The sequence below is a fragment of the Nostoc sp. genome, from assembly GCF_036919495.1.
Classification (GTDB): Bacteria; Cyanobacteriota; Cyanobacteriia; order Cyanobacteriales; family Nostocaceae; genus Nostoc.
The window spans coordinates 1-18,862 of sequence record NZ_JBALBZ010000181.1 but is presented as its reverse complement, the minus strand read 5'-3'; the positions used below and the strand labels follow the sequence as shown (position 1 = coordinate 18,862).

Here is an 18,862-nt window from a genome sequence, read left to right as displayed (position 1 = left end):
TGTTAGGATATCTTTCACCAGCTGAATCTGACTTATGAAATTAGTTTGCTCCCAAAGCGATCTCAGTACAAATCTCTCACTCGTCAGTCGTGCAGTACCTTCACGACCAACTCATCCAGTCCTTGCCAATGTGCTGTTACAAGCGGATGCCCAAACTAACCAGGTAAGCTTAACAGCCTTTGATCTCAGCTTGGGAATCCGCACCAGCTTTAATGCAGAGGTATGGCAAAGTGGTGCGATCGCACTTCCTGCTAAGTTACTTGTAGACATCACCTCGCGTCTTCCAGAAGGCGAAATCACTCTAGACGATGAATCAGCCCTCACAGGTGTTACACCAGGTGGAGAAGGGTTAATTGTCACACTCACACCCAAGAGTGGACATTACCAAGTCCGAGCAATGGGGCCTGAAGAATTTCCCGAACTACCTGTAATTGAAAATACAGAAGTAATTCATCTCACTACCACCGCATTAATTGAGGGATTACGCGGCTCATTATTTGCTACCAGTGGTGATGAAACCAAGCAAGTACTCACAGGAGTGCATTTAACAGTTAAACAAGATACTCTAGAATTTGCAGCTACCGATGGACATCGCCTAGCAGTGGTAGAAACTAGCAACGAGCGTCCTTTAGGTGGAACTAGTCAATTAGAAGTGACAGTACCAGCTAGAGCATTACGCGAACTACAACGAATGCTAGCTCATAGCGCCTCATCAGATGAACCTGTAGCTTTATATTTCGATCAAGGTCAAGTAGTGTTTGCATGGCAAAATCAACGTTTGACTAGTCGTACATTAGAAGGGCAATATCCTGCTTATCGACAACTAATTCCGCGCCAATTTGAGCGACAAGTAACAATTGAACGGCGACAATTCGTCAGCACTTTAGAGCGAATTGCTGTACTAGCCGATCAAAAAAATAATATTGTTAAGCTCAGTATTGATAGCGAAGCCCAAGAAATTACCTTATCTTGTGAAGCTCAAGATGTGGGCAGTGGTAGAGAGTCAATGCCAGCACAAATTTCTGGGGAAAATATTGAGATTGCTTTTAACATTAAATATTTAATGGAAGGCTTGAAAGAGTTACCATCTTCGGAAATTCAAATGCATTTAAATCAAAGCCTAACTCCAGTGATTTTTACCCCATTGGGTGGTTTGAAAATGACGTATTTAGCTATGCCGGTGCAACTTAGAAGTTGAGTTATATTATGTTCGCATAATCACGTATGATAGAAGTAAGGATGAAAACGATGAACTATGCCGAAACGAAAATTCTGGGATGCTCGATTTCTACTTCCAGCACTTCGTCTTTGTTCCAGTGATATATCTTCGGTTGCTGACCGACAGCCTCAATCACTAGTGCCATATCGTAAGCTGTGGGTGTTTCTGGTGATTGCCAGCCAAATTTGATGATGGCATTGGTCAATTCCAGGTTGGCTGGGTCACCCAAAATGTTGACCAAAAATTCTAGTGCCTGGAATAAGTACAGCGAAAGATAATCCATGTCTGCGTGTCTTTTATCAGTGCTTCCTTTTGTAACTTTAGAGAAGTGAGTTGGGGTAGTTCAACCTCAGCATTGCTATTATTATCTTGACGGCGCAGCGATCGCATCTCAATTTTGTCTGCCAAATTATAGTAACAGTAGTGCTATCACCTTCATTTATGCTTTGCGTTAGTCGTACTTTTAGCTTTAGCTGTGGTGCCTGACTCCAGATTGTAATAGAGTCTCCCTGGAAATATTCCTGTCTTGCAAATGCAATTGTTCCAGCCTCTATAGGGTGGGCAATGCCCACCCTATTTATTTTTTGTGAGACTATAGCGGACGATAGACGCGATAGTTGATTTCAGGGAAGATATTATCCATTAACTCGACTTTTTCCAGCCAACCACTGTCAACTTTGCCGACTTTAACATCTTCGTAGAGCTTATTGAACCGCATTAAGTGCGATCGCGTCCGTCTAATTGCATAGGGTACCATTGTTCCCGTCCGCATAATAAATGCCCAGTCGGAAGATTGTGCTAATAACAATTCTCTCGCTGCTTGGTTGAGCGCTCTCCACTGCAATTCATCCTCTGGTTCCAAATGCGATATTTCAATCATCCGTTCAGCAGCTTTGTGCAAATGCGGATAAACCCACGCGTTCGTTTCATTCAACCAGTATTCGTGGAAACCCTTGAAACCCCAACTCGACTGCGAAGGACGACAGACTTGCTGAGTCGGCTGATCTCGCAAATAGTCTGCTAAATGGGTCATTTGATATGTTTTTTGGTCATACCACGACTTACGGAATAGGTAATCGATGAACCAGGGGCCTTCATACCACCAATGTCCAAATAACTCTGCGTCATAAGGCGAAACGATAATTGGCGGGCGCTGCATTATACCATAGAGATGCTCAGATTGCTGCTCTCGGTTATACATAAAGTTAGCAGCGTGTTCTGCGGCCTTTTCCCTAGCCCAATAAGGATCATAAAGCGCCTTATCTGAAAGTCCTAAACCACGTCCAGTGATTTTATGATATTTAATACCCGTATTTTTTCGCTGACCATTGGGCATGATGTAAGGCTTAATATACTCATATTCTGCTTCCCAGCCCAAATCTTTGTAAAATTCTCGATATTCCGCCGCCCCAGGATAACCCACTTCCGAAGACCATACCTGTTGGGAAGATTCATGATCTCGACCAAAAACAGCAACACCAGTTTCTGTATAAATTGGGGCATAAGTGCCAAAGCGCGGACGGGGACGGGCGTAAAGGATGCCATGCCCATCAGTGAGGAAGTAGCGTAACCCAGCATCGGCTAGCATCCGATCTAAACCTTCATAGTAGGCACATTCCGGCAACCAAATGCCTCTGGGCGGTTGTCCAAAGGTTTGCTCGTAATGTTCGCAGGCTACCTGAATTTGCGCCCAGACCGCTTCTGGATACATTTTCATCAATGGCAAATAGCCGTGAGTAGCGCCGCAAGTGATGATTTCCAGGTTGTTACTGTCTTGGAACTGCTTAAAAGCTGTCACCAAGTCGCCTTGATTGCGTTCCCATAGCTGACGCGCTTCTTTAAACTCAGTAATGTAATGTTCGGCTAAATAACGAAGATGTCCATTATTGACATTATGTTCTGCTTCTAGTTTTATAAGTTCTTCTAGTTGGGTCAAATGTGCGTCATAGCGTTCTTGCAGCAGAGGGTCACGAAGCATCGACACTAGAGGTGGTGTCATACTCATCGTGATTTTAAAGTCGATACCGTCTCGCTTTAAGCCTTCAAATACTTTCAATAATGGAATGTAGGTTTCTGTGATGGCTTCATAGAGCCATTCTTCCTCCAGCACGTAGTCACTTTCCGGGTGACGAACGAAGGGCAGATGTGCGTGAAGTACAAGCGCGACGTAGCCGATAGCCATAGTGATTTTGGGGTGATACTTGTAAGTTGAAGGTCGAGAGGTTTGGCTGAAATTAACAATATTTTAAGACTTTATGGGGATAGTGAAGATACGAGTGTCAACTTTTCACATAAAAGGAACCCTTAGGCTGCTGCTTCATATTAACCGTTCATCTGTAACCAAATTATCAATCCTAATCTCTAGTACTTACTAGATATACATGACTTAAAGTCGTGACAAGTATATTTCCCAAATTCCAAAAGTAATCTGGAGTACGAAATGTATTCTGGTATATTTGTTTTTTCAAACCTTTATCAACCGAGGCAGTGGAATTAGATAATAGCTCAATAATCACATTGGGATATTTGCCGTCTTCTTGCCACACAACCCAGCTTTTGCGGTCTTTTTTTTCTGTATCTAAAACCACAAAGAAATCAGGGCCTCGAAATTCTTCTGATTTTTTCTGGTTAGGACTAAAATAGATAGTCAGGTTGCCGATAGCATAAAAATCCTGACGATCGCGCCACCACCACTTGATGAGGCGGATAAGTAAATCGATTTGTTCACGGTGCAGATCAGATTCCAATGGGGGTTCGTCACTATAGATGTCGCCTGGTGGGAAAATTATACTTTCATTGACATCTTTTACACTAGTGGTGGTAGCAAGGGGCTGAGACATACAAGATAGTTTTTCTATTTGTATCCATGCTATCGTGACCAACCTTTACATAGAAGTGCGACACCGATAGCGAATCAGACGCTCCTGCGTCGCTATCGAGCGTCATAGCCCGTCGTAGACATCGCACTCCTTATTCCTCATCTCGATATAATTCCTGCAAGTCCTGTAACTGAGTCTTGCGGGAAATTCGGCGATATTTTTTACTTTCTAACTTGGGTTCGTATTGACTCTGCCCTTTGCCTTTGCTTTTTAACTTCATGGTAGATTCAGGATCAGCTTGTTGGTGCAGCTGAGTTTGACGAGCGATCGCATCATCCAAAAATTCTAAATAATGTTCATATCGTTCCCAGTCTCCCCGCACCGCACACTCAGGCTCGTCTCGATGCAGACAATCACTAAACCGACAGCTAGCAACTGCTAACCGTTTTCTTGCTTCTGGGAAATAATGGATTAATTCTTCTGGGATACAATCCATGTCCGGCTGATTAAAGCCGGGAGTATCTGCAAGCATTCCACCATTAGGCAACTCAAATAATTCTATATGGCGAGTTGTATGACGACCACGAGCCAGTTTGCCAGAAACTTCTCCCACTCGCAGTTTGGCAGATTCAATCAGCGTATTAATCAGGCTGGATTTGCCAACGCCAGAAGGCCCAGCAATTACAGTAATTTTATTACTCAAATATCTGGCTGCTTGGTCGGTATTTATACCATCTTTAACGCTGATAAATATTGGATCATAGCCCCAACCAAGGAGGCGATCGCTAACTTGCTGCTGTTCCTGCGGTGAAATTAAATCACTTTTATTCAAACATAAAAGTACATCTAAGCCAGTAGATTCAGCCTTGATTAGAAACCGACTCAGTTGATAAGGTTCCAAAGGCGGATCGGCAACGGCAAATACCAATAGGATTTGGTTGACATTAGCGATCGCTGGACGATCTAATTCACTTTGGCGGGGTAAAACATCAGCGATCGCACCCCGTCCTCCAGCCCAATCTGGCTCTTCTACCACAACGCGATCGCCTACCATCACCTGTTGACCGATTTTTTTCAGCCGTGTTCTCCGGGTACAAAGCAGCAAAGGAGGATGAGGGGGATGGGGAAGAAGAGAAGGATCTTGCTCCCTCATCTCCCTCATCTCCCCATCCTCTTCATCCAGATGTACTCGGTAAAAATTAGCCTGTACAGCCACCACCGTACCCAATAACTGCCCAGTTGCGGCAAAATCTTCTGTCATTGGCTAGCAACTGGACGGCGTACTAACAAAGAAAAATAACTAGTGCAGTTTGTAATTTGTTCCACTTGATAACCTGCCATTGTCAGACTATCGGGAACCTGCTCAATCGGCTCACCAGGGTCTAGCCAGACTTCTAGTAAACCTCCCAATGGCATTTTCTCCAGACGTAGTTTTGTCCGCACAAAATTAATTGGGCAAGGAGTGCCGCGTAAATCAAGTTGAGCATCAGGAGTTAAAAGAGAAGAGGGCTTCATTACTTAAATAAATTTCCCAAGAATCCTTCTAGACCGCCTTTACCAGTACGATCTCCCTTAATTTTAGCCAGCTTCTCCAACAGTTCCCTCTCCTCAGGGGTGACCTTGGTGGGAATATCAATTAATACTGTCAGCATGTGATCCCCTCGACTAACGGGATTACCCAAACGGGGTACGCCACGATTTTCCAACTTCATCACCGTATTCGGCTGGGTTCCAGATGGAATGATCAGTTCCACAGGCCCATCTACCGTATCTACCTCTAACCGACAACCTAAAATTGCTTGCAGGTAGCTAAGTTTAATTTCCGAGAGAATATTAATGCCATCCCGTTGGAATTCCTCGTCCTCATTTACGAACAAGTAAACGTACAAATCCCCCGGAGGGCCACTGCGTTGGCCAGCATCTCCTTCACTAGAAATCCGCAAGCGTGTGCCATTATCCACACCAGCCGGAATGGTAATTTTGAGTTTCTTTGTGACTTGATTTGCGCCTTTACCATCACAGGCATCACACTTATCTTCAATTACCATCCCTGTCCCATTACAGGTGGGACAAGTTGAGACTTGGGTAAAACTGCCAAAAGGTGTTCTGGTGACACGGCGGACTTGACCCGATCCGGTACAAGTAGAACAAGTCCGGGGGCGGGTTCCAGGTTTAGCACCAGAACCGCTACAGACTTCACAATTTTCTAAATGGGAAATGCGAATTTCTTTTTCCCCGCCAAATACTGCTTCCCGAAAGTCTAACTTCAGGTCTAGCCGCAGGTCATCACCCCTAGCAGGCCCACTGCGCCGTCTTTGTTGCGTGGGATTACCCATACCGCCAGCAAAGCCACTAAAAATGCTTTCAAAGATATCGGCAAAACCACCCATATCGCCGACATCTTGGAAACCTGAGCCGGCACCTGACACACCCTCTGGGCCAAAGCGATCGTAACGGGCGCGGGTTTCTGGCTCTGAGAGTACCTCATAAGCGCGGTTAATTTCTTTAAAGCGATCCTCCGCCCCCGGTTCTTTGTTCACATCTGGGTGATACTTCCGGGCTAAACGGCGATAGGCTTGTTTAATTTCTTCTTTGTCGGTGTCACGAGAGACACCCAGGATTTCATAATAGTCGCGGGCCATATAGCAAAGGTAAAAGTTAGAAGGAAGAAAGCAGAAGGTGAACCTGCGCGGTCTTCTCCCAAAGGGAGAGGCTAGTGCCAAGGGGGTTTCCCCCATCAGCGACTGGTGTTAGCGCAGCGTTAGCGACGTTAGGAGCGTCACCCGAAGGGCAGTAGAACGTCACGGTCAATTGCTACCCTACGAAAAAGTGTTTTGCCTATAGATGAGGCAACACAGTATCTTTTAGAGAGCGGCTTGCCGGAGGTCAGGCAGAAGATAAAATTAATTTTTGTTAATAACTGATTTTACCCTTTACCTTTTACAAAAATCACCGACAAATCTTGAGCAACAGGTGCTTTCCTCGTGGGAGACGACAAAAGCGATAGAAGTTAGCAGCAGGGAAAGCCTATGCTCAGACTTCTCGCTGCCGAGTCGGCTGTCTCTTTTACAATTGTGCTATGTAGGAGAGGAAAACCCCGCCCATCAACCAGAGGGGCTAGCCGCACCATTAGGTGTGGAAAACCACCCAGATGCAATGGAAGTGCATCTGAACTTGCACACTGCCTAGCCCACAGTAATTTGCTTCTACAATCTAACAAACTGCTGGGGTCTTGTGAAACTTAGCTAAATTTATAATCTAAATATATAGATATATTAAAGTGCCTTAATAAAAATCTGCAACTTAGGGGAGTGGAGAAGAGGCAAGGGGGAGAATAATAAAATTACCTTTTTCTTTTTCCTCTGCTCCCTACTCCCTGACCCTCTGCCTCTTGCCAATGCTCAACCCCTAATCTATCGCCTCATAATCAACTTGGGTAGTACTTTCTTCGTCAAAATCAAAGTTGAATTGTGGTATTAGTGTGCCATTCATTGGTGAGTCTACTTCTGGGGTAAAGAGATTAGCTGAAGCCTCTTCAGTCTCATCTGTTTGGCTGTTAGCTCGATTGTAGACATCAGCACCAATTGCAAACAGGGTTTGTTGGAAGTCGTCTAAGCGCTGCTTAAATTCCACTGTGGAAATACTAGAGTCAATCATTGCAGCTTGGAGTTGTGAAACTTTTTCACTAGCCAAGGTTTTCATCTGGTCGCCGATAAAGCTGCTGTTATCCTTGATGGTGGATTCGTAACTGAACAATAGATTATCTGCTTGGTTTTTGAGTTCAACCAGTTCTTTACGTCTTCTATCTTCGTCGGAAAACAGTTCTGCCTCTTGGCGCATCCGTTCGACTTCGTTGGTACTTAAACCACCTGTATTGGTAATCCTGATACTTTGTTCTCTACCTGTACCTTTGTCTTGGGCAGAAACCTTCAAGATGCCGTTGACATCGATTTCAAAGGATACTTCAATTTGCGGCACACCACGGGGCGATGGGGGAATTCCTGCTAGTAGAAACTTGCCGAGACTCTTGTTGTCTCGTGACATTGCCCGTTCACCTTGGAGAATATGAATTTCTACCGAGGTTTGCCCATCAACTGCTGTGGAAAAAATTTGTGACTTACTAGTGGGAATTGTGGTGTTGCGTTCAATAATTTTGGTGAACACTTCACCCAAGGTTTCAATTCCTAAAGACAGAGGAGTGACATCCAATAGTAAGAGATTATCGACTTCACCACCCAACACCCCTGCTTGGATAGCCGCTCCCAATGCTACGGCTTCATCAGGGTTAATGGAGCGATCGGGAGCTTTGCCATTGAAAAACTTAATTAGCGCGTTTTGGACTGCGGGAATACGGGTAGAACCACCTACCAAAATAATCCGATCTATATTTTGTGGTTTGAGATCCGCATCTTTGAGCGCTTGGATCATTGGTTCGATGGTGGCTTCAATTAATTTCCCTGCCAGTTCTTCAAATTTAGAGCGGCCCAGTTCCATTTCCAGATGCTTTGGCCCGGTGTCATCAGCCGTGATAAATGGCAAGTTGATGGAGGTATTCACCATGCTGGAGAGTTCAATTTTTGCCTTTTCTGCTGCTTCCCGCAGGCGTTGCAGTGCCATTTTATCTTGGGAAAGGTCGATTTTCTCTTGTTGCTGGAAGCGTTCCATCATCCAAAGGACGATCGCATTATCAAAGTCGTCTCCACCCAAGTGGTTGTTACCACAAGTCGCCTTAACTTCAAAAACGCCATCCCCAAGTTGTAGGATCGATACGTCGAAGGTTCCGCCTCCTAAGTCAAAGACTAAAATTAGCTGCTCTTGGTCTTGCTTCTCCAATCCAAAAGCTAAAGCCGCAGCCGTTGGTTCATTGATAATTCGCAGGACTTCTAATCCTGCAATTGTGCCAGCATCTTTAGTTGCTTGTCTTTGGGCATCTGTGAAATATGCTGGTACGGTAATCACTGCCTGAGTAACTTCCTCACCCAAAAAGCTTTCTGCATCCTGCTTAAGCTTTTGCAGGATCATGGCAGATAGTTCTTGTGGCGTGTAGTTTTTTGAGCGAATTTGGACATCAACGGTATCGTCTCGGCCTTTGACACAGTTATAGGGAACGCGATCGCGTTCCGTTTCAGTGTCTTCCCAACGCCGCCCGATAAATCGTTTAATACTGTAAATTGTGTTTTCGGCATTGGTTACGGCTTGGCGCTTTGCCAATTGACCAACCAAGCGATCGCCACTCTTCCCAAATCCCACAATACTTGGAGTAGTTCGTCCACCTTCAGAATTGGAGATCACCAGTGGTTGACCGCCTTCCAAAACTGCGACGCAACTGTTAGTAGTGCCTAAGTCGATCCCAATAACTTTTCCCATAATTATCAGTATTTTTACCGAGTTTTCTGCTGTAATCTGTCGCGGACTAAACTTTTTTGCTCCGAATCAAGGCTAGCGGATAACGTCTGTGGAATCCCTATTACTGGTAGCAAAAGAGAAATTGAAACACAGAGAGTTATCCAAAGCCTTGTCCAAGTTTTAGGTACGCGATGCTCATCCTTACTAGAACCTAGGCACTTTGGTCAGCGAGGCGAGCGACTACAGCTTAACTGCTGGCTGAACTCGACTGATCTTCTGGTGCAGAAGGTGTATCTTCCTTGGGAGCAGCTACTTTGACCATTGCATGGCGTAGTACGCGATCGCCCAAGTAATATCCGCGCACTAACTCTTCTAACACTGTTCCTTCAGGATGTTCATCCGTAGGTTCGCGCATTACTGCTTCGTGTAGGTTCGGATCAAATTCTTGACCTTCAGGACGCATTGGTGATACACCCAAGCGCTTCAGGCTATCTACCAATTGTTTGTAAACGCCTTGGTAACTTTTGTGCATGGTCATTTCGCCTTCAGATTGCGGTTTGAGGTGCGATCGCGCCCGCTCAAAATTATCGACCACTGGCAGCAATTCCAGAATGGTGTTCCGCTTGATCTGTGTCTCTAACTCTTCTTTTTCTTTGCTGGTACGTTTCCGGTAATTCTCAAAATCGGCGGCAATCCGCATATATTGAGTACTACGCTCTTCTAGCTGCGTTTTGAGAGAGTCGATTTGTTGAGTCAGTTCTACCAAAGCTGCTGTTTCCACTCCAGTTTTCTCACTTGCAGCGACGCTATTTTCTGGATTGAGATTAGCCGTATCCCCCGATACATTAGTTTGGGCTGTCACTTGATCTGTCACCTCGCTACCAGATTCATTGAAATTAATTTGGGCTGGGGAGTCACTCTTCATTGCTTACTTTACCTCTGTTGGTTCACCCAATTGCTGGCTTGTATTGTTTATCTGTTTATTTTCATCCATCATTGTCTACTCATTCCAGATGTTTATGGCAGTGTATCTCCACAGCTTGCAACTGTCGTCATCCACGACTTGCTACTGAGGCTGATTTTATTGCCGACAAGTTTCTGAAAATGATGTAACCGTCCTCTTATTGTGACAAATGGTGAACACCTTAGCCCAGACCCCACTAAGGCGGGAACCCGAACGAATAGTGTACCTCTAAGAATCAAAGTTTGGGGCTAGGTTTTAAAGATTTGTTAAGCAAGTCTGTAATTGAGCAAGCCATGAGTGAACGCAAAAAATTCCGAGAATGCGATCGCTTACGGCGAACGGGTACGCCATCGCAAGTTTTGACACCCAGGAATTTGATTTATTTATGAAACTTTCTCGGGTTAAATTAACCGGCTAGAAAGAAATTCTTCAGGTTTAAATAATTCTTAAGGAAGGGTTTCGAGTTATTTATTGAGCGACTGATCAGATGCTTTAATTAGGTTGTTGTAGCAATTAATTTGTATGTCTCGCGCTTCTCGTCAATTTCTTAATGGCTTTAGTTACCACGTTACGACTTGCTGTAATAATCGTGAGTTTAATTTGAGTCATTGAGATTGTCGGGAGGTGTTACTTTCTGTTATTAAAAAGACTCAGATCAGGGTTGTTATGCGGGTTTTTGATGATGCTTAAATGAAAATTTGCAACCATCAAGAAAGAAGGCTGTAATAGCCACATAGTTGCTTATATCCAATAGTGATAACAAATAATTAAATTAGTGTCAATAATCACTAGAATTTATTTAAATAATTAAGTATTTTCACTAGTTTTGCTGACTGGACAAATGAAACTGGAAACTGCAAATTTTCTATGAGCCAGAGAAAGAGCGGCGGCTTTCCTTGCTCAGAAGTTCGGTGAATCAGGACTTTTTTTAGAAATGAGAATTCTGTCTCACAGCCTGGGAATACTTTAAGCAGAGGTTTCCCAAATCAATTGCTCATTTATGAACTCGTCACCACAACGGCGCAGTACCGCTCTAACTACCAGAACAGAGTTTTCGCCCTTTGGCAACAAGCTAGTGCAATCTGGCTATGTCAATACCGAACAGATGAGGCAGGCACTAATTGAAAGCCGCAAATCTGGCAGACCCTTAACGGAAGTACTAGAGTCAATCACTGGGCAACAACTAACACCTGAGTTGCTCAGGCAATATAAAAAACAGCAGCTATTTGAACTTAAAATACTATACGGTGTTGAATTCCTCGATCCGGAAGTCAATTCCTTTGGCAACACGGAGATGGCAAACCTGATTGAAACCCTCATCCCAGTGGATATTTGCCGTCGGCACCGTTTAGTACCACTATCGAAACACGAAGACCAAACCCCGCCCTCAGTTTTAGTGGCGATGGTGGCTCCAGATAATCTAGAGGCTTCTGATGACCTAAATCGCATCTTGCGCCCCCAAGGCTTGGCGTTGCAGCGCATGGTGATTACACAGGAAGACTATCAACAGTTAATCAACCAATATTTGGATGAAATGGCTGTTAAGCAAAAGCACCTAGAACGAGAAAACTCTACAGATATTAGTCAGGATTTAGAAAATCTCGGAAATCTCGATATTGAGGATGCTCCTGAAGAAATGGAGGCTGATTTAGGAGCAGCGATGAAGGGTGCAGAGGATGCCCCAGTTATCAACCTAGTCAACAGAATCCTGGCTAAAGCCTTGCATGAGGGGGTTTCTGACATTCATATCGAACCGCAAGAAGAAAACTTACGCATTCGCTTTCGGAAAGATGGCGTACTGGGTGAAGCTTTCCCCCTAATGCCGAAAAAAATCATTCCGGCGGTGACAGCCCGATTTAAAATCATCTCCAATCTAGACATTGCTGAACGCCGTCTACCCCAAGATGGACGCATCCGGCGGCTATTTGAGGGACGTAAGGTGGACTTTCGTGTGAATACCTTACCCAGTCGCTATGGGGAAAAGGTGGTGTTGCGGATTTTGGATAACTCCTCCACCCAACTGGGATTAGATAAGTTAATTACCGATGAGGAGACTTTGAATATTGTCAAGGATATGGTTAGCCGTCCCTTTGGTCTAATTTTGGTAACTGGGCCAACTGGTTCCGGGAAAACAACCTCGCTGTATTCTGCATTATCAGAAAAGAATGATCCCGGAATTAATATTAGTACTGTAGAAGACCCCATTGAGTACAGTCTTCCAGGGATTACTCAAGTACAAGTGATTCGGGAAAAAGGGCTGGATTTTGCTACCGCTCTGCGGGCTTTCTTGCGGCAAGATCCAGATGTGCTGCTGGTGGGTGAAACGCGGGATAAGGAAACGGCAAAAACAGCAATTGAAGCTGCGTTAACCGGTCACTTGGTATTAACTACCTTACATACTAATGATGCCCCAGGTGCGATCGCTCGTTTGGGAGAAATGGGGATTGAGCCTTTCATGGTTTCTAGTTCCCTAATTGGCGTTTTAGCTCAACGTTTGGTGCGGCGTGTATGTTCTGAATGTCGGATTGCCTACACTCCCACCACCGAAGAATTGGGTCGTTATGGTCTATCAGCTTCCTCAGATGTTGAAGTTACTTTCTATAAGGCTAACACCTTGACATTAGATGCGATCGCAGAAGCTAAAGGCGAAAATCAGCTTTGCTCAAAATGCAATGGGGTTGGCTACAAAGGGCGTTGTGGTGTTTATGAAGTCATGCGAGTCACTGAAAACCTGCAAACTCTCATCAACGAAGATGCACCCACGGAACGCATCAAGGAAGTGGCAATAGAAGAGGGCATGAAAACCTTGCTTGCTTACAGTTTGGACTTAGTGCGTCAAGGTTCTACCACCCTAGAAGAAGTAGAACGGGTGACGTTTACTGATACTGGTTTAGAAGCCGAGTTAAAGGCCAAACGCAAAACTGGTCTTACCTGCCGGACTTGCGAGGCCACATTGAAACCAGAATGGCTCGATTGTCCCTACTGTATGACATCTCGGTTTTAAGGCTAGGCATTAGTCATTGGTCACTAGTTGATGCTTAGTAACTTTAAACAAATCAAAGGACAAATGACAAAGGACAAACAATAAACATTAAAAGGAAGCAAAACTATGGAAATGATGATTGAAGACCTAATGGAGCAATTGATTGAAATGGGTGGCTCGGATATGCATTTATCCGCAGGTTTGCCTCCCTACTTTCGTATTAGTGGCAAACTCACCCCCATAGGTGAGCATGTATTAACAGCCGATCAATGTCAAAGGCTGATTTTTAGTATGCTCAACAACACTCAGCGTAAAACCTTAGAGCAGACCTGGGAGTTGGATTGTTCTTATGGTGTTAAAGGTTTGGCTCGCTTTCGGGTGAATGTTTATAAAGAACGTGGTGCTTATGCCGCTTGTTTACGGGCATTAAGTTCTAAAATTCCTAACTTTGAAAAATTAGGTCTGCCAGATATAGTACGGGAAATGTGCGATAAGCCCAGAGGACTTATTCTAGTGACAGGCCCTACAGGTTCCGGCAAGACAACTACCCTAGCGGCAATGATTGACTTGATCAACCGCACTAAGGCAGAGCATATTTTAACGGTGGAAGATCCGATTGAATTTGTCTATGAACCAATTAAAAGCTTGGTTCACCAACGGCAACTGGGAGAAGATACTAAGAGCTTTGCTAATGCTTTGAAAGCAGCCCTGCGAGAAGATCCAGATATTATTCTGGTGGGGGAAATGCGGGATTTGGAAACGATTTCTTTGGCAATTTCCGCAGCAGAAACAGGACACTTGGTATTTGGTACGCTACACACCAGTTCTGCCGCCCAAACTGTTGACCGGATCATCGACGTTTTCCCCCATGAAAGACAAACCCAAGTGCGGGTGCAATTGTCTAACTCGTTAGTGGGGGTATTTAGCCAGACCTTGGTATCTAAGAAAAGCCCTAAACCTGGTGAATATGGTCGGGTGATGGCTCAAGAAATTCTGATTGTTACTCCTGCTATTTCCAACTTGATTCGAGAAGGCAAAACATCTCAAATTTACTCGGCTATTCAAACTGGCGGCAAATTGGGAATGCAAACTCTGGAGAAGGTTTTAGCCGATTTTTACAAAGCAGGAACGATTTCCTTTGAAGCGGCAATGTCTAAAACTTCTAAGCCAGATGAAATCCAACGTCTCATCGGTACTTCCGTACCACCGCAGGCAGCAGGTGCGAAATCTGGTGCGGCTGCCAAAGCACATTAAAGGAACTGAGGAGATAAGGAAGTTGCAGTAAGTCTTTCCCTTGTGCCCATTGCACTATACCCCATGCCCAATTCCCAATAAATAACAACTATTTTGAATTGATTTATGCCAACCTACGTTGCCCGTGTTCGGGATTCTCAAGGAAAATCCCGAACAGAAAAAATTACTGCCGAATCCTTGGTGCAAGCTCGTACTAATCTCAGAGATCAAGGTTTTGTAGTCCAAGAACTCAAACAATTTCAAGGATTTCAACCAAATTTTGATTTAAAAAAAATCCAGAATTCCTTTGTTAAGGTTTCTGTGAAAGACAAAGCCGTTTTTTCGCGTCAATTTGCCGTTTTGATGAATGCGGGAGTTGCGATCGTTAGAAGTCTAGGGGTACTTTCTGAGCAGTGTAGTAATACTAAACTTAAACAAGCCTTAATTGAGATTAGCAACGATGTTCAAAGCGGAATGAATCTTTCAGAGTCAATGCGGAAGCATCCTGACTGCTTTGATGGATTATATGTAAGTATGATTCAAGCTGGCGAAGTTGGTGGTGTTCTAGACGAAGTATTGAATCGTTTAGCCAAGTTGTTAGAAGATGTTGCCCGCTTACAAAACCAAATTAAATCAGCATTGTCTTATCCAAGTGTTGTAGGTTTTATAGCACTTGTTATCTTTCTTGGTATGACCATTTTTTTAATTCCCGTTTTTGCGAAGATTTTTACAGAAATCGGAACTACATTACCACCTCTAACGCAATTTTTGATGGATGCTAGTCTATTTTTGAGAAGTCCGAAGGTTTTTGTGCTTATAGCTGCTCTTATAGGAGCGAAAATTGGCTTTACACAATATGGTAAAACCCCTGTCGGTCGCTTAACAATTGATCGTCTTTCACTGAAAATGCCGTTGTTTGGTGACTTAATTCAAAAATCTGCGGTTGCCCGCTTTAGCCGAACTTTTGGTTCTTTGACTCGTTCAGGTGTACCAATTTTAACTTGCTTGGAAATTGTCCGAGATACATCAGGAAACGTAGTTATTGCCAATGCCATAGACGCAGCCCGTATAGAGATTCAACAAGGAGGTATGATTAGCATTGCTTTACAAAAAGATAGCGTTTTTCCAGCTATGGCAATTCAGATGATTAGTATCGGAGAAGAAACTGGAGAATTAGATGGAATGTTGATGAAAGTTGCCGATTTCTATGAAGATGAAGTCGAGCAAGCAGTAAAAGGTATGACCAGTATTTTGGAGCCAGTTATGATTGTATTTGTAGGGGGGATGGTTGGAACCATTTTGCTAGCAATGTATTTACCCATGTTTAAGGTATTTGAAAAAATGGGATAAAGGATTAAAAGTTAGGAGTTAGGAGCTAGAAGTTAGGAGTTAAAACTTTTTATTTCTAATTCTTAACTCCTGTATAGATACGATTAATCACATCTCTATTCCTCACTATTTAATAAAATATGATTAATAAAATATGACTGTGCAAAAATCTTACTACGACGCGAGTTTGGCAGAGTACAGCAATCATCTAGCTGCGATCGCCTTACTAAAGCAATATCGGCCATACTTGGAGATGATTCCCAGTCTGCGCCGTCCAGATGAAAGTGTCATCACTATCCCCTTGCCAATTGTCCGTCTTCGCAATACTGCTACAACAGCCTCACAAACGATTTCGTTACCCTGTGATGTGGCAATTTTAATGTGCGATCCTGAGTGGAAAATCAAAACTGGAGCAGAAATTCTAATCTTTATTCATCGTGCTGATGAAGACTTTTCTGATTTGTTAGGACGTTGGCGACAAACTCAAGTTTGGCTAGACAATGATTATGAGTGGTTGATGCCTCTCCGTCACAGTCATATTTTGAGTGAAGGAGCTAATATTATATATCCTCTATTTGTCATTTTTAGTGAGACTTTAGAACGCATCCAACGAGGACTTGTAGGGGCGGAACTTCCATTTATTATACAAACACCAGATTTACTGCTTGAGGGGAATTCTACAGGTATTTTCTCTCCAGAACTCCCACCAGCTTAGAAAAGTTAGGAATTAATAGTGAGGAGTTTTAAGTTTAAAATCGCAAGTTCGGAGGCTCTAAATATGCTCAAAATTTGCGATTTTATGTTTTTAACTCCTAATTTCTGTACAGACGCGATTAATCGTGTCTGTACTCCTAACTCCTAACTATTACCTAACAAATTGGGGCATAATTTCGGCAGCAGTGAATATTCCATAAATACCGCGTTGGTGCAAATGTCTACCAGCTTTGAGATAGCCAAAGGCAGGGCCGCAGACATTGGCTGCCATGCTGGTTTCATCTCCCAAAGTAAAGGTATGGGTGGAAATTTTCCCTTCAAAGGTGCGCCCTGTTACCTTAACGTTGGTGCTGAGAGGCTTTTTAGGATTGCGAGTATCGACTACACCACCAACAGTAACGCGATCGCGCCCCACTATTCCCGCTACCTCTAGCATCACATCATCAGCGTGTTCCATATTCGTCAAGGTAAGCACACCATTAGTTTTATCTAGTAATGCTTCTACCTCGGCATCAGTCATCGCCCTGGCAGTTTCCACTGTGTAACCAGGCATGTGGCCAATGTCTTCCCGAACGGTGGCGCGGTAAGCTTCCCAGTTGGCAATTCCCACCCCGAAGGTGATTTCGACTTGATGAATTTCCGCGTAGCTTTGGGCGGCTAAAGCTGCTGCGGCAGTTAATAATCCGGGTGTTGCACCACAGCCTGTCATGTAGGTAATCCCGGCTGCTTGCAGTTCTTCTTTCATCCCCAGCAGTTGTTCTACAGCAGTGGTACGCTTAATCGCATCCACTAACACCCCACGCCAACCAGATTTGATAAACTCTTTGGCAACAGAGGGGATAAAATCATTTGGTAGGTTGGGTAAAGCCAGAAAATACCCATCCACAGGTTGAGCTATTTCAATTACATCCTGAATACTTTGATTTGTTAACGTACCAACTGGCTCTAAATGACCTACGGAACCTTGGGACTGGTAGGTTGTAATGCATTGTTGAGTATTTAAACCTTCAGCAGCGTAAGCATAACCTTTTTGATCTGCTGCAGCGACTAAAATCATTTCCTGTTTAGCAGCAAGTACCTTGGCGGCGGCTTGTCCGAGTCCGCCGAAACCTAGTACTCCTATGCGTATTGCTGGCGAAATATTTGCTGTATTCATAGTCAATTACTTAAGTTGAATCACAATCCTTCAAACTTTACCATCTCAGCTTCTGGCTGATCGCTGACAGCTTTTAACTATAAAGATTAATTATGCTTCATTATCCTGGTTTCTTCCCCAATCAAATCAGTTTCTTCACCAGAAATTCTTGCTGAGTGATTTAGGCTTGAGCAAATTTTCACGCGAAATAGCATCGAAAATCCAAATAACTGCGAACACCTCGACTACCACGATTAAGAACATAGGTATAAATCATGGTTATTTTCACATCTTTGTGATCCAGTAACTCTTGTACTGTGGGTATATGATAACAATTTTGTAGTAAATGTGTTGCAAAACTGATTTTTTATATAGTTTTTTTCTCTTTCCAGCTATCCTTATAGTCAAGGGTGGTTGAGTGCGATCGCGTTTTTTTGGAAAGTGTTTAGATGGTCATATACTCAATAGAGGGTTGTTTGCTGCCTATTTAATCTCGGAATTCTAACCAAAAAGCTTGATTTTGACGCACAGCATCTCGTTAAGCGAAGTGGTTATCAGGTAAGTGGAGCATCTTTTTATTTTACACATTTAATTTAAACTTTCTAATAATATCTGTAAAATCACTGGACTAAATCTCGGACAGTATTGTATACAACCATCATCAAACAATCCTAATTCTACACCCAAAATTTGCCTACCTATTCTAGGTTGCTTACATTAGTGATGGAGCTAAAATAAAGCGCATTTTACTCTGTAAAAAATTATTACTGGACGCAGAATTGCTGTTTTTCCCTACCTCAGGTATAGGGATTTTTGCGTCCAATTAATCCTCAAAATGCATGGTTACAAGATCGAGTTTGCTGCACTTTCCGCTAACAGGTTTTATTTGCAGAAAAATGGGATAAAAGGCGGTTAGAGTAGAGCGTTCAATTTTAGATTAGCCTACTCAAGAGTGATCGCACTCAACCAAGAGAAGATCATGCGATCGCCTATTGTAGTGTCCAGAGCGATAGTTTAATAAATATGGTTCTTCAGTACTTGTTATGCTAAACTAATAATTAAAGTGCCAATTTAATAAGCATCTTACTCTAAAATTATTAAAGTTTCTGAATCCATAAGC

Annotated in this window: 15 protein-coding genes and 3 pseudogenes; 7 read left to right on the top strand and 11 right to left on the bottom strand. The window is 43.5% G+C overall.

What is annotated here, in order from left to right:
- Nucleotides 1–34: 34 nt before the first annotated feature.
- Nucleotides 35–1,198: a DNA polymerase III subunit beta gene (gene dnaN, locus V7K25_RS26080; RefSeq protein ID WP_334993059.1), complete on the top strand. Its 1,164-nt coding sequence runs from the start codon at nt 35–37 to the stop codon at nt 1,196–1,198.
- Between the two features lie 55 nt (nt 1,199–1,253).
- On the opposite strand, the gene V7K25_RS26075 is transcribed toward dnaN, so the two are convergent.
- From V7K25_RS26075 to dnaJ, 7 genes and pseudogenes are all read right to left on the bottom strand, one after another.
- A complete protein-coding gene (locus V7K25_RS26075) occupies nt 1,254–1,460 on the bottom strand; it encodes a nitric oxide synthase oxygenase (protein ID WP_335161993.1) in 207 nt (68 codons plus the stop codon).
- A 5-nt stretch (nt 1,461–1,465) separates the two neighbouring features.
- On the bottom strand, nt 1,466–1,627 hold the full coding sequence (locus tag V7K25_RS26070) for a hypothetical protein (RefSeq protein ID WP_335161991.1): 162 nt from the start codon (nt 1,625–1,627) through the stop codon (nt 1,466–1,468).
- A gap of 184 nt (nt 1,628–1,811) precedes the next feature.
- Nucleotides 1,812–3,401, bottom strand: coding sequence for a glycoside hydrolase family 57 protein (locus V7K25_RS26065; protein WP_335161989.1), 1,590 nt, complete (start codon nt 3,399–3,401; stop codon nt 1,812–1,814).
- Nucleotides 3,402–3,636: 235 nt separating this feature from the next.
- Nucleotides 3,637–4,059: pseudogene (locus V7K25_RS26060) on the bottom strand (Uma2 family endonuclease); the annotation flags it as partial.
- A 130-nt stretch (nt 4,060–4,189) separates the two neighbouring features.
- A complete protein-coding gene (gene rsgA / locus V7K25_RS26055) occupies nt 4,190–5,299 on the bottom strand; it encodes a small ribosomal subunit biogenesis GTPase RsgA (protein ID WP_335161987.1) in 1,110 nt (369 codons plus the stop codon).
- The gene (locus V7K25_RS26050; protein ID WP_100900138.1) at nt 5,296–5,553 is read right to left on the bottom strand and encodes a sulfurtransferase TusA family protein; all 258 of its coding nucleotides are present in this window, start codon (nt 5,551–5,553) and stop codon (nt 5,296–5,298) included. The genes rsgA and V7K25_RS26050 overlap by 4 nt, the downstream gene beginning before the upstream one ends.
- Nucleotides 5,553–6,680 (bottom strand): molecular chaperone DnaJ, encoded by a 1,128-nt coding sequence (gene dnaJ, locus V7K25_RS26045; protein WP_335161983.1) that lies wholly within the window; start codon nt 6,678–6,680, stop codon nt 5,553–5,555. The genes V7K25_RS26050 and dnaJ overlap by 1 nt, the downstream gene beginning before the upstream one ends.
- Nucleotides 6,681–6,948: 268 nt before the next feature.
- On the opposite strand from dnaJ, the gene V7K25_RS26040 reads away from it, so the two are divergent.
- A complete protein-coding gene (locus tag V7K25_RS26040; protein WP_335161981.1) occupies nt 6,949–7,227 on the top strand; it encodes a hypothetical protein in 279 nt (92 codons plus the stop codon).
- 219 nt (nt 7,228–7,446) lie between these two features.
- On the opposite strand, the gene dnaK is transcribed toward V7K25_RS26040, so the two are convergent.
- Nucleotides 7,447–9,405: a molecular chaperone DnaK gene (gene dnaK, locus V7K25_RS26035; protein ID WP_335161979.1), complete on the bottom strand. Its 1,959-nt coding sequence runs from the start codon at nt 9,403–9,405 to the stop codon at nt 7,447–7,449.
- 226 nt (nt 9,406–9,631) lie between these two features.
- Nucleotides 9,632–10,381 (bottom strand): annotated as a pseudogene (grpE, locus tag V7K25_RS26030) (nucleotide exchange factor GrpE).
- A 209-nt stretch (nt 10,382–10,590) separates the two neighbouring features.
- Here grpE and V7K25_RS26025 point away from each other — a divergent pair.
- From V7K25_RS26025 to V7K25_RS26005, 5 genes and pseudogenes are all read left to right on the top strand, one after another.
- Nucleotides 10,591–10,737: a hypothetical protein gene (locus tag V7K25_RS26025; protein WP_335161977.1), complete on the top strand. Its 147-nt coding sequence runs from the start codon at nt 10,591–10,593 to the stop codon at nt 10,735–10,737.
- Between the two features lie 611 nt (nt 10,738–11,348).
- Nucleotides 11,349–13,352: a GspE/PulE family protein gene (locus V7K25_RS26020; RefSeq protein ID WP_335161975.1), complete on the top strand. Its 2,004-nt coding sequence runs from the start codon at nt 11,349–11,351 to the stop codon at nt 13,350–13,352.
- A gap of 102 nt (nt 13,353–13,454) precedes the next feature.
- Nucleotides 13,455–14,585, top strand: a pseudogene (locus V7K25_RS26015) (type IV pilus twitching motility protein PilT); the annotation flags it as partial.
- A gap of 105 nt (nt 14,586–14,690) precedes the next feature.
- On the top strand, nt 14,691–15,914 hold the full coding sequence (locus V7K25_RS26010) for a type II secretion system F family protein (protein WP_335161971.1): 1,224 nt from the start codon (nt 14,691–14,693) through the stop codon (nt 15,912–15,914).
- A gap of 133 nt (nt 15,915–16,047) precedes the next feature.
- The gene (locus tag V7K25_RS26005) at nt 16,048–16,608 is read left to right on the top strand and encodes a hypothetical protein (protein ID WP_335161969.1); all 561 of its coding nucleotides are present in this window, start codon (nt 16,048–16,050) and stop codon (nt 16,606–16,608) included.
- A gap of 150 nt (nt 16,609–16,758) precedes the next feature.
- Here the strand turns inward: V7K25_RS26005 and bioU are convergent, their stop codons facing one another.
- Nucleotides 16,759–17,763, bottom strand: coding sequence for a (S)-8-amino-7-oxononanoate synthase BioU (gene bioU, locus V7K25_RS26000; protein WP_335161967.1), 1,005 nt, complete (start codon nt 17,761–17,763; stop codon nt 16,759–16,761).
- 178 nt (nt 17,764–17,941) lie between these two features.
- Nucleotides 17,942–18,106, bottom strand: coding sequence for a tyrosine-type recombinase/integrase (locus tag V7K25_RS25995; protein ID WP_335162053.1), 165 nt, complete (start codon nt 18,104–18,106; stop codon nt 17,942–17,944).
- Nucleotides 18,107–18,862 lie beyond the last annotated feature (756 nt).

What these genes read in the sequence shown, in the direction of transcription:
- dnaN (WP_334993059.1), top strand. Translation starts at nt 35, where the DNA reads ATGAAATTAGTTTGCTCCCAAAGCGATCTCAGTACAAATCTCTCACTC.
- V7K25_RS26065 (WP_335161989.1), bottom strand. Translation starts at nt 3,401, where the DNA reads ATGGCTATCGGCTACGTCGCGCTTGTACTTCACGCACATCTGCCCTTC.
- rsgA (WP_335161987.1), bottom strand. Translation starts at nt 5,299, where the DNA reads ATGACAGAAGATTTTGCCGCAACTGGGCAGTTATTGGGTACGGTGGTG.
- V7K25_RS26050 (WP_100900138.1), bottom strand. Translation starts at nt 5,553, where the DNA reads ATGAAGCCCTCTTCTCTTTTAACTCCTGATGCTCAACTTGATTTACGC.
- dnaJ (WP_335161983.1), bottom strand. Translation starts at nt 6,680, where the DNA reads ATGGCCCGCGACTATTATGAAATCCTGGGTGTCTCTCGTGACACCGAC.
- dnaK (WP_335161979.1), bottom strand. Translation starts at nt 9,405, where the DNA reads ATGGGAAAAGTTATTGGGATCGACTTAGGCACTACTAACAGTTGCGTC.
- V7K25_RS26020 (WP_335161975.1), top strand. Translation starts at nt 11,349, where the DNA reads ATGAACTCGTCACCACAACGGCGCAGTACCGCTCTAACTACCAGAACA.
- V7K25_RS26010 (WP_335161971.1), top strand. Translation starts at nt 14,691, where the DNA reads ATGCCAACCTACGTTGCCCGTGTTCGGGATTCTCAAGGAAAATCCCGA.
- V7K25_RS26005 (WP_335161969.1), top strand. Translation starts at nt 16,048, where the DNA reads ATGACTGTGCAAAAATCTTACTACGACGCGAGTTTGGCAGAGTACAGC.
- bioU (WP_335161967.1), bottom strand. Translation starts at nt 17,763, where the DNA reads ATGAATACAGCAAATATTTCGCCAGCAATACGCATAGGAGTACTAGGT.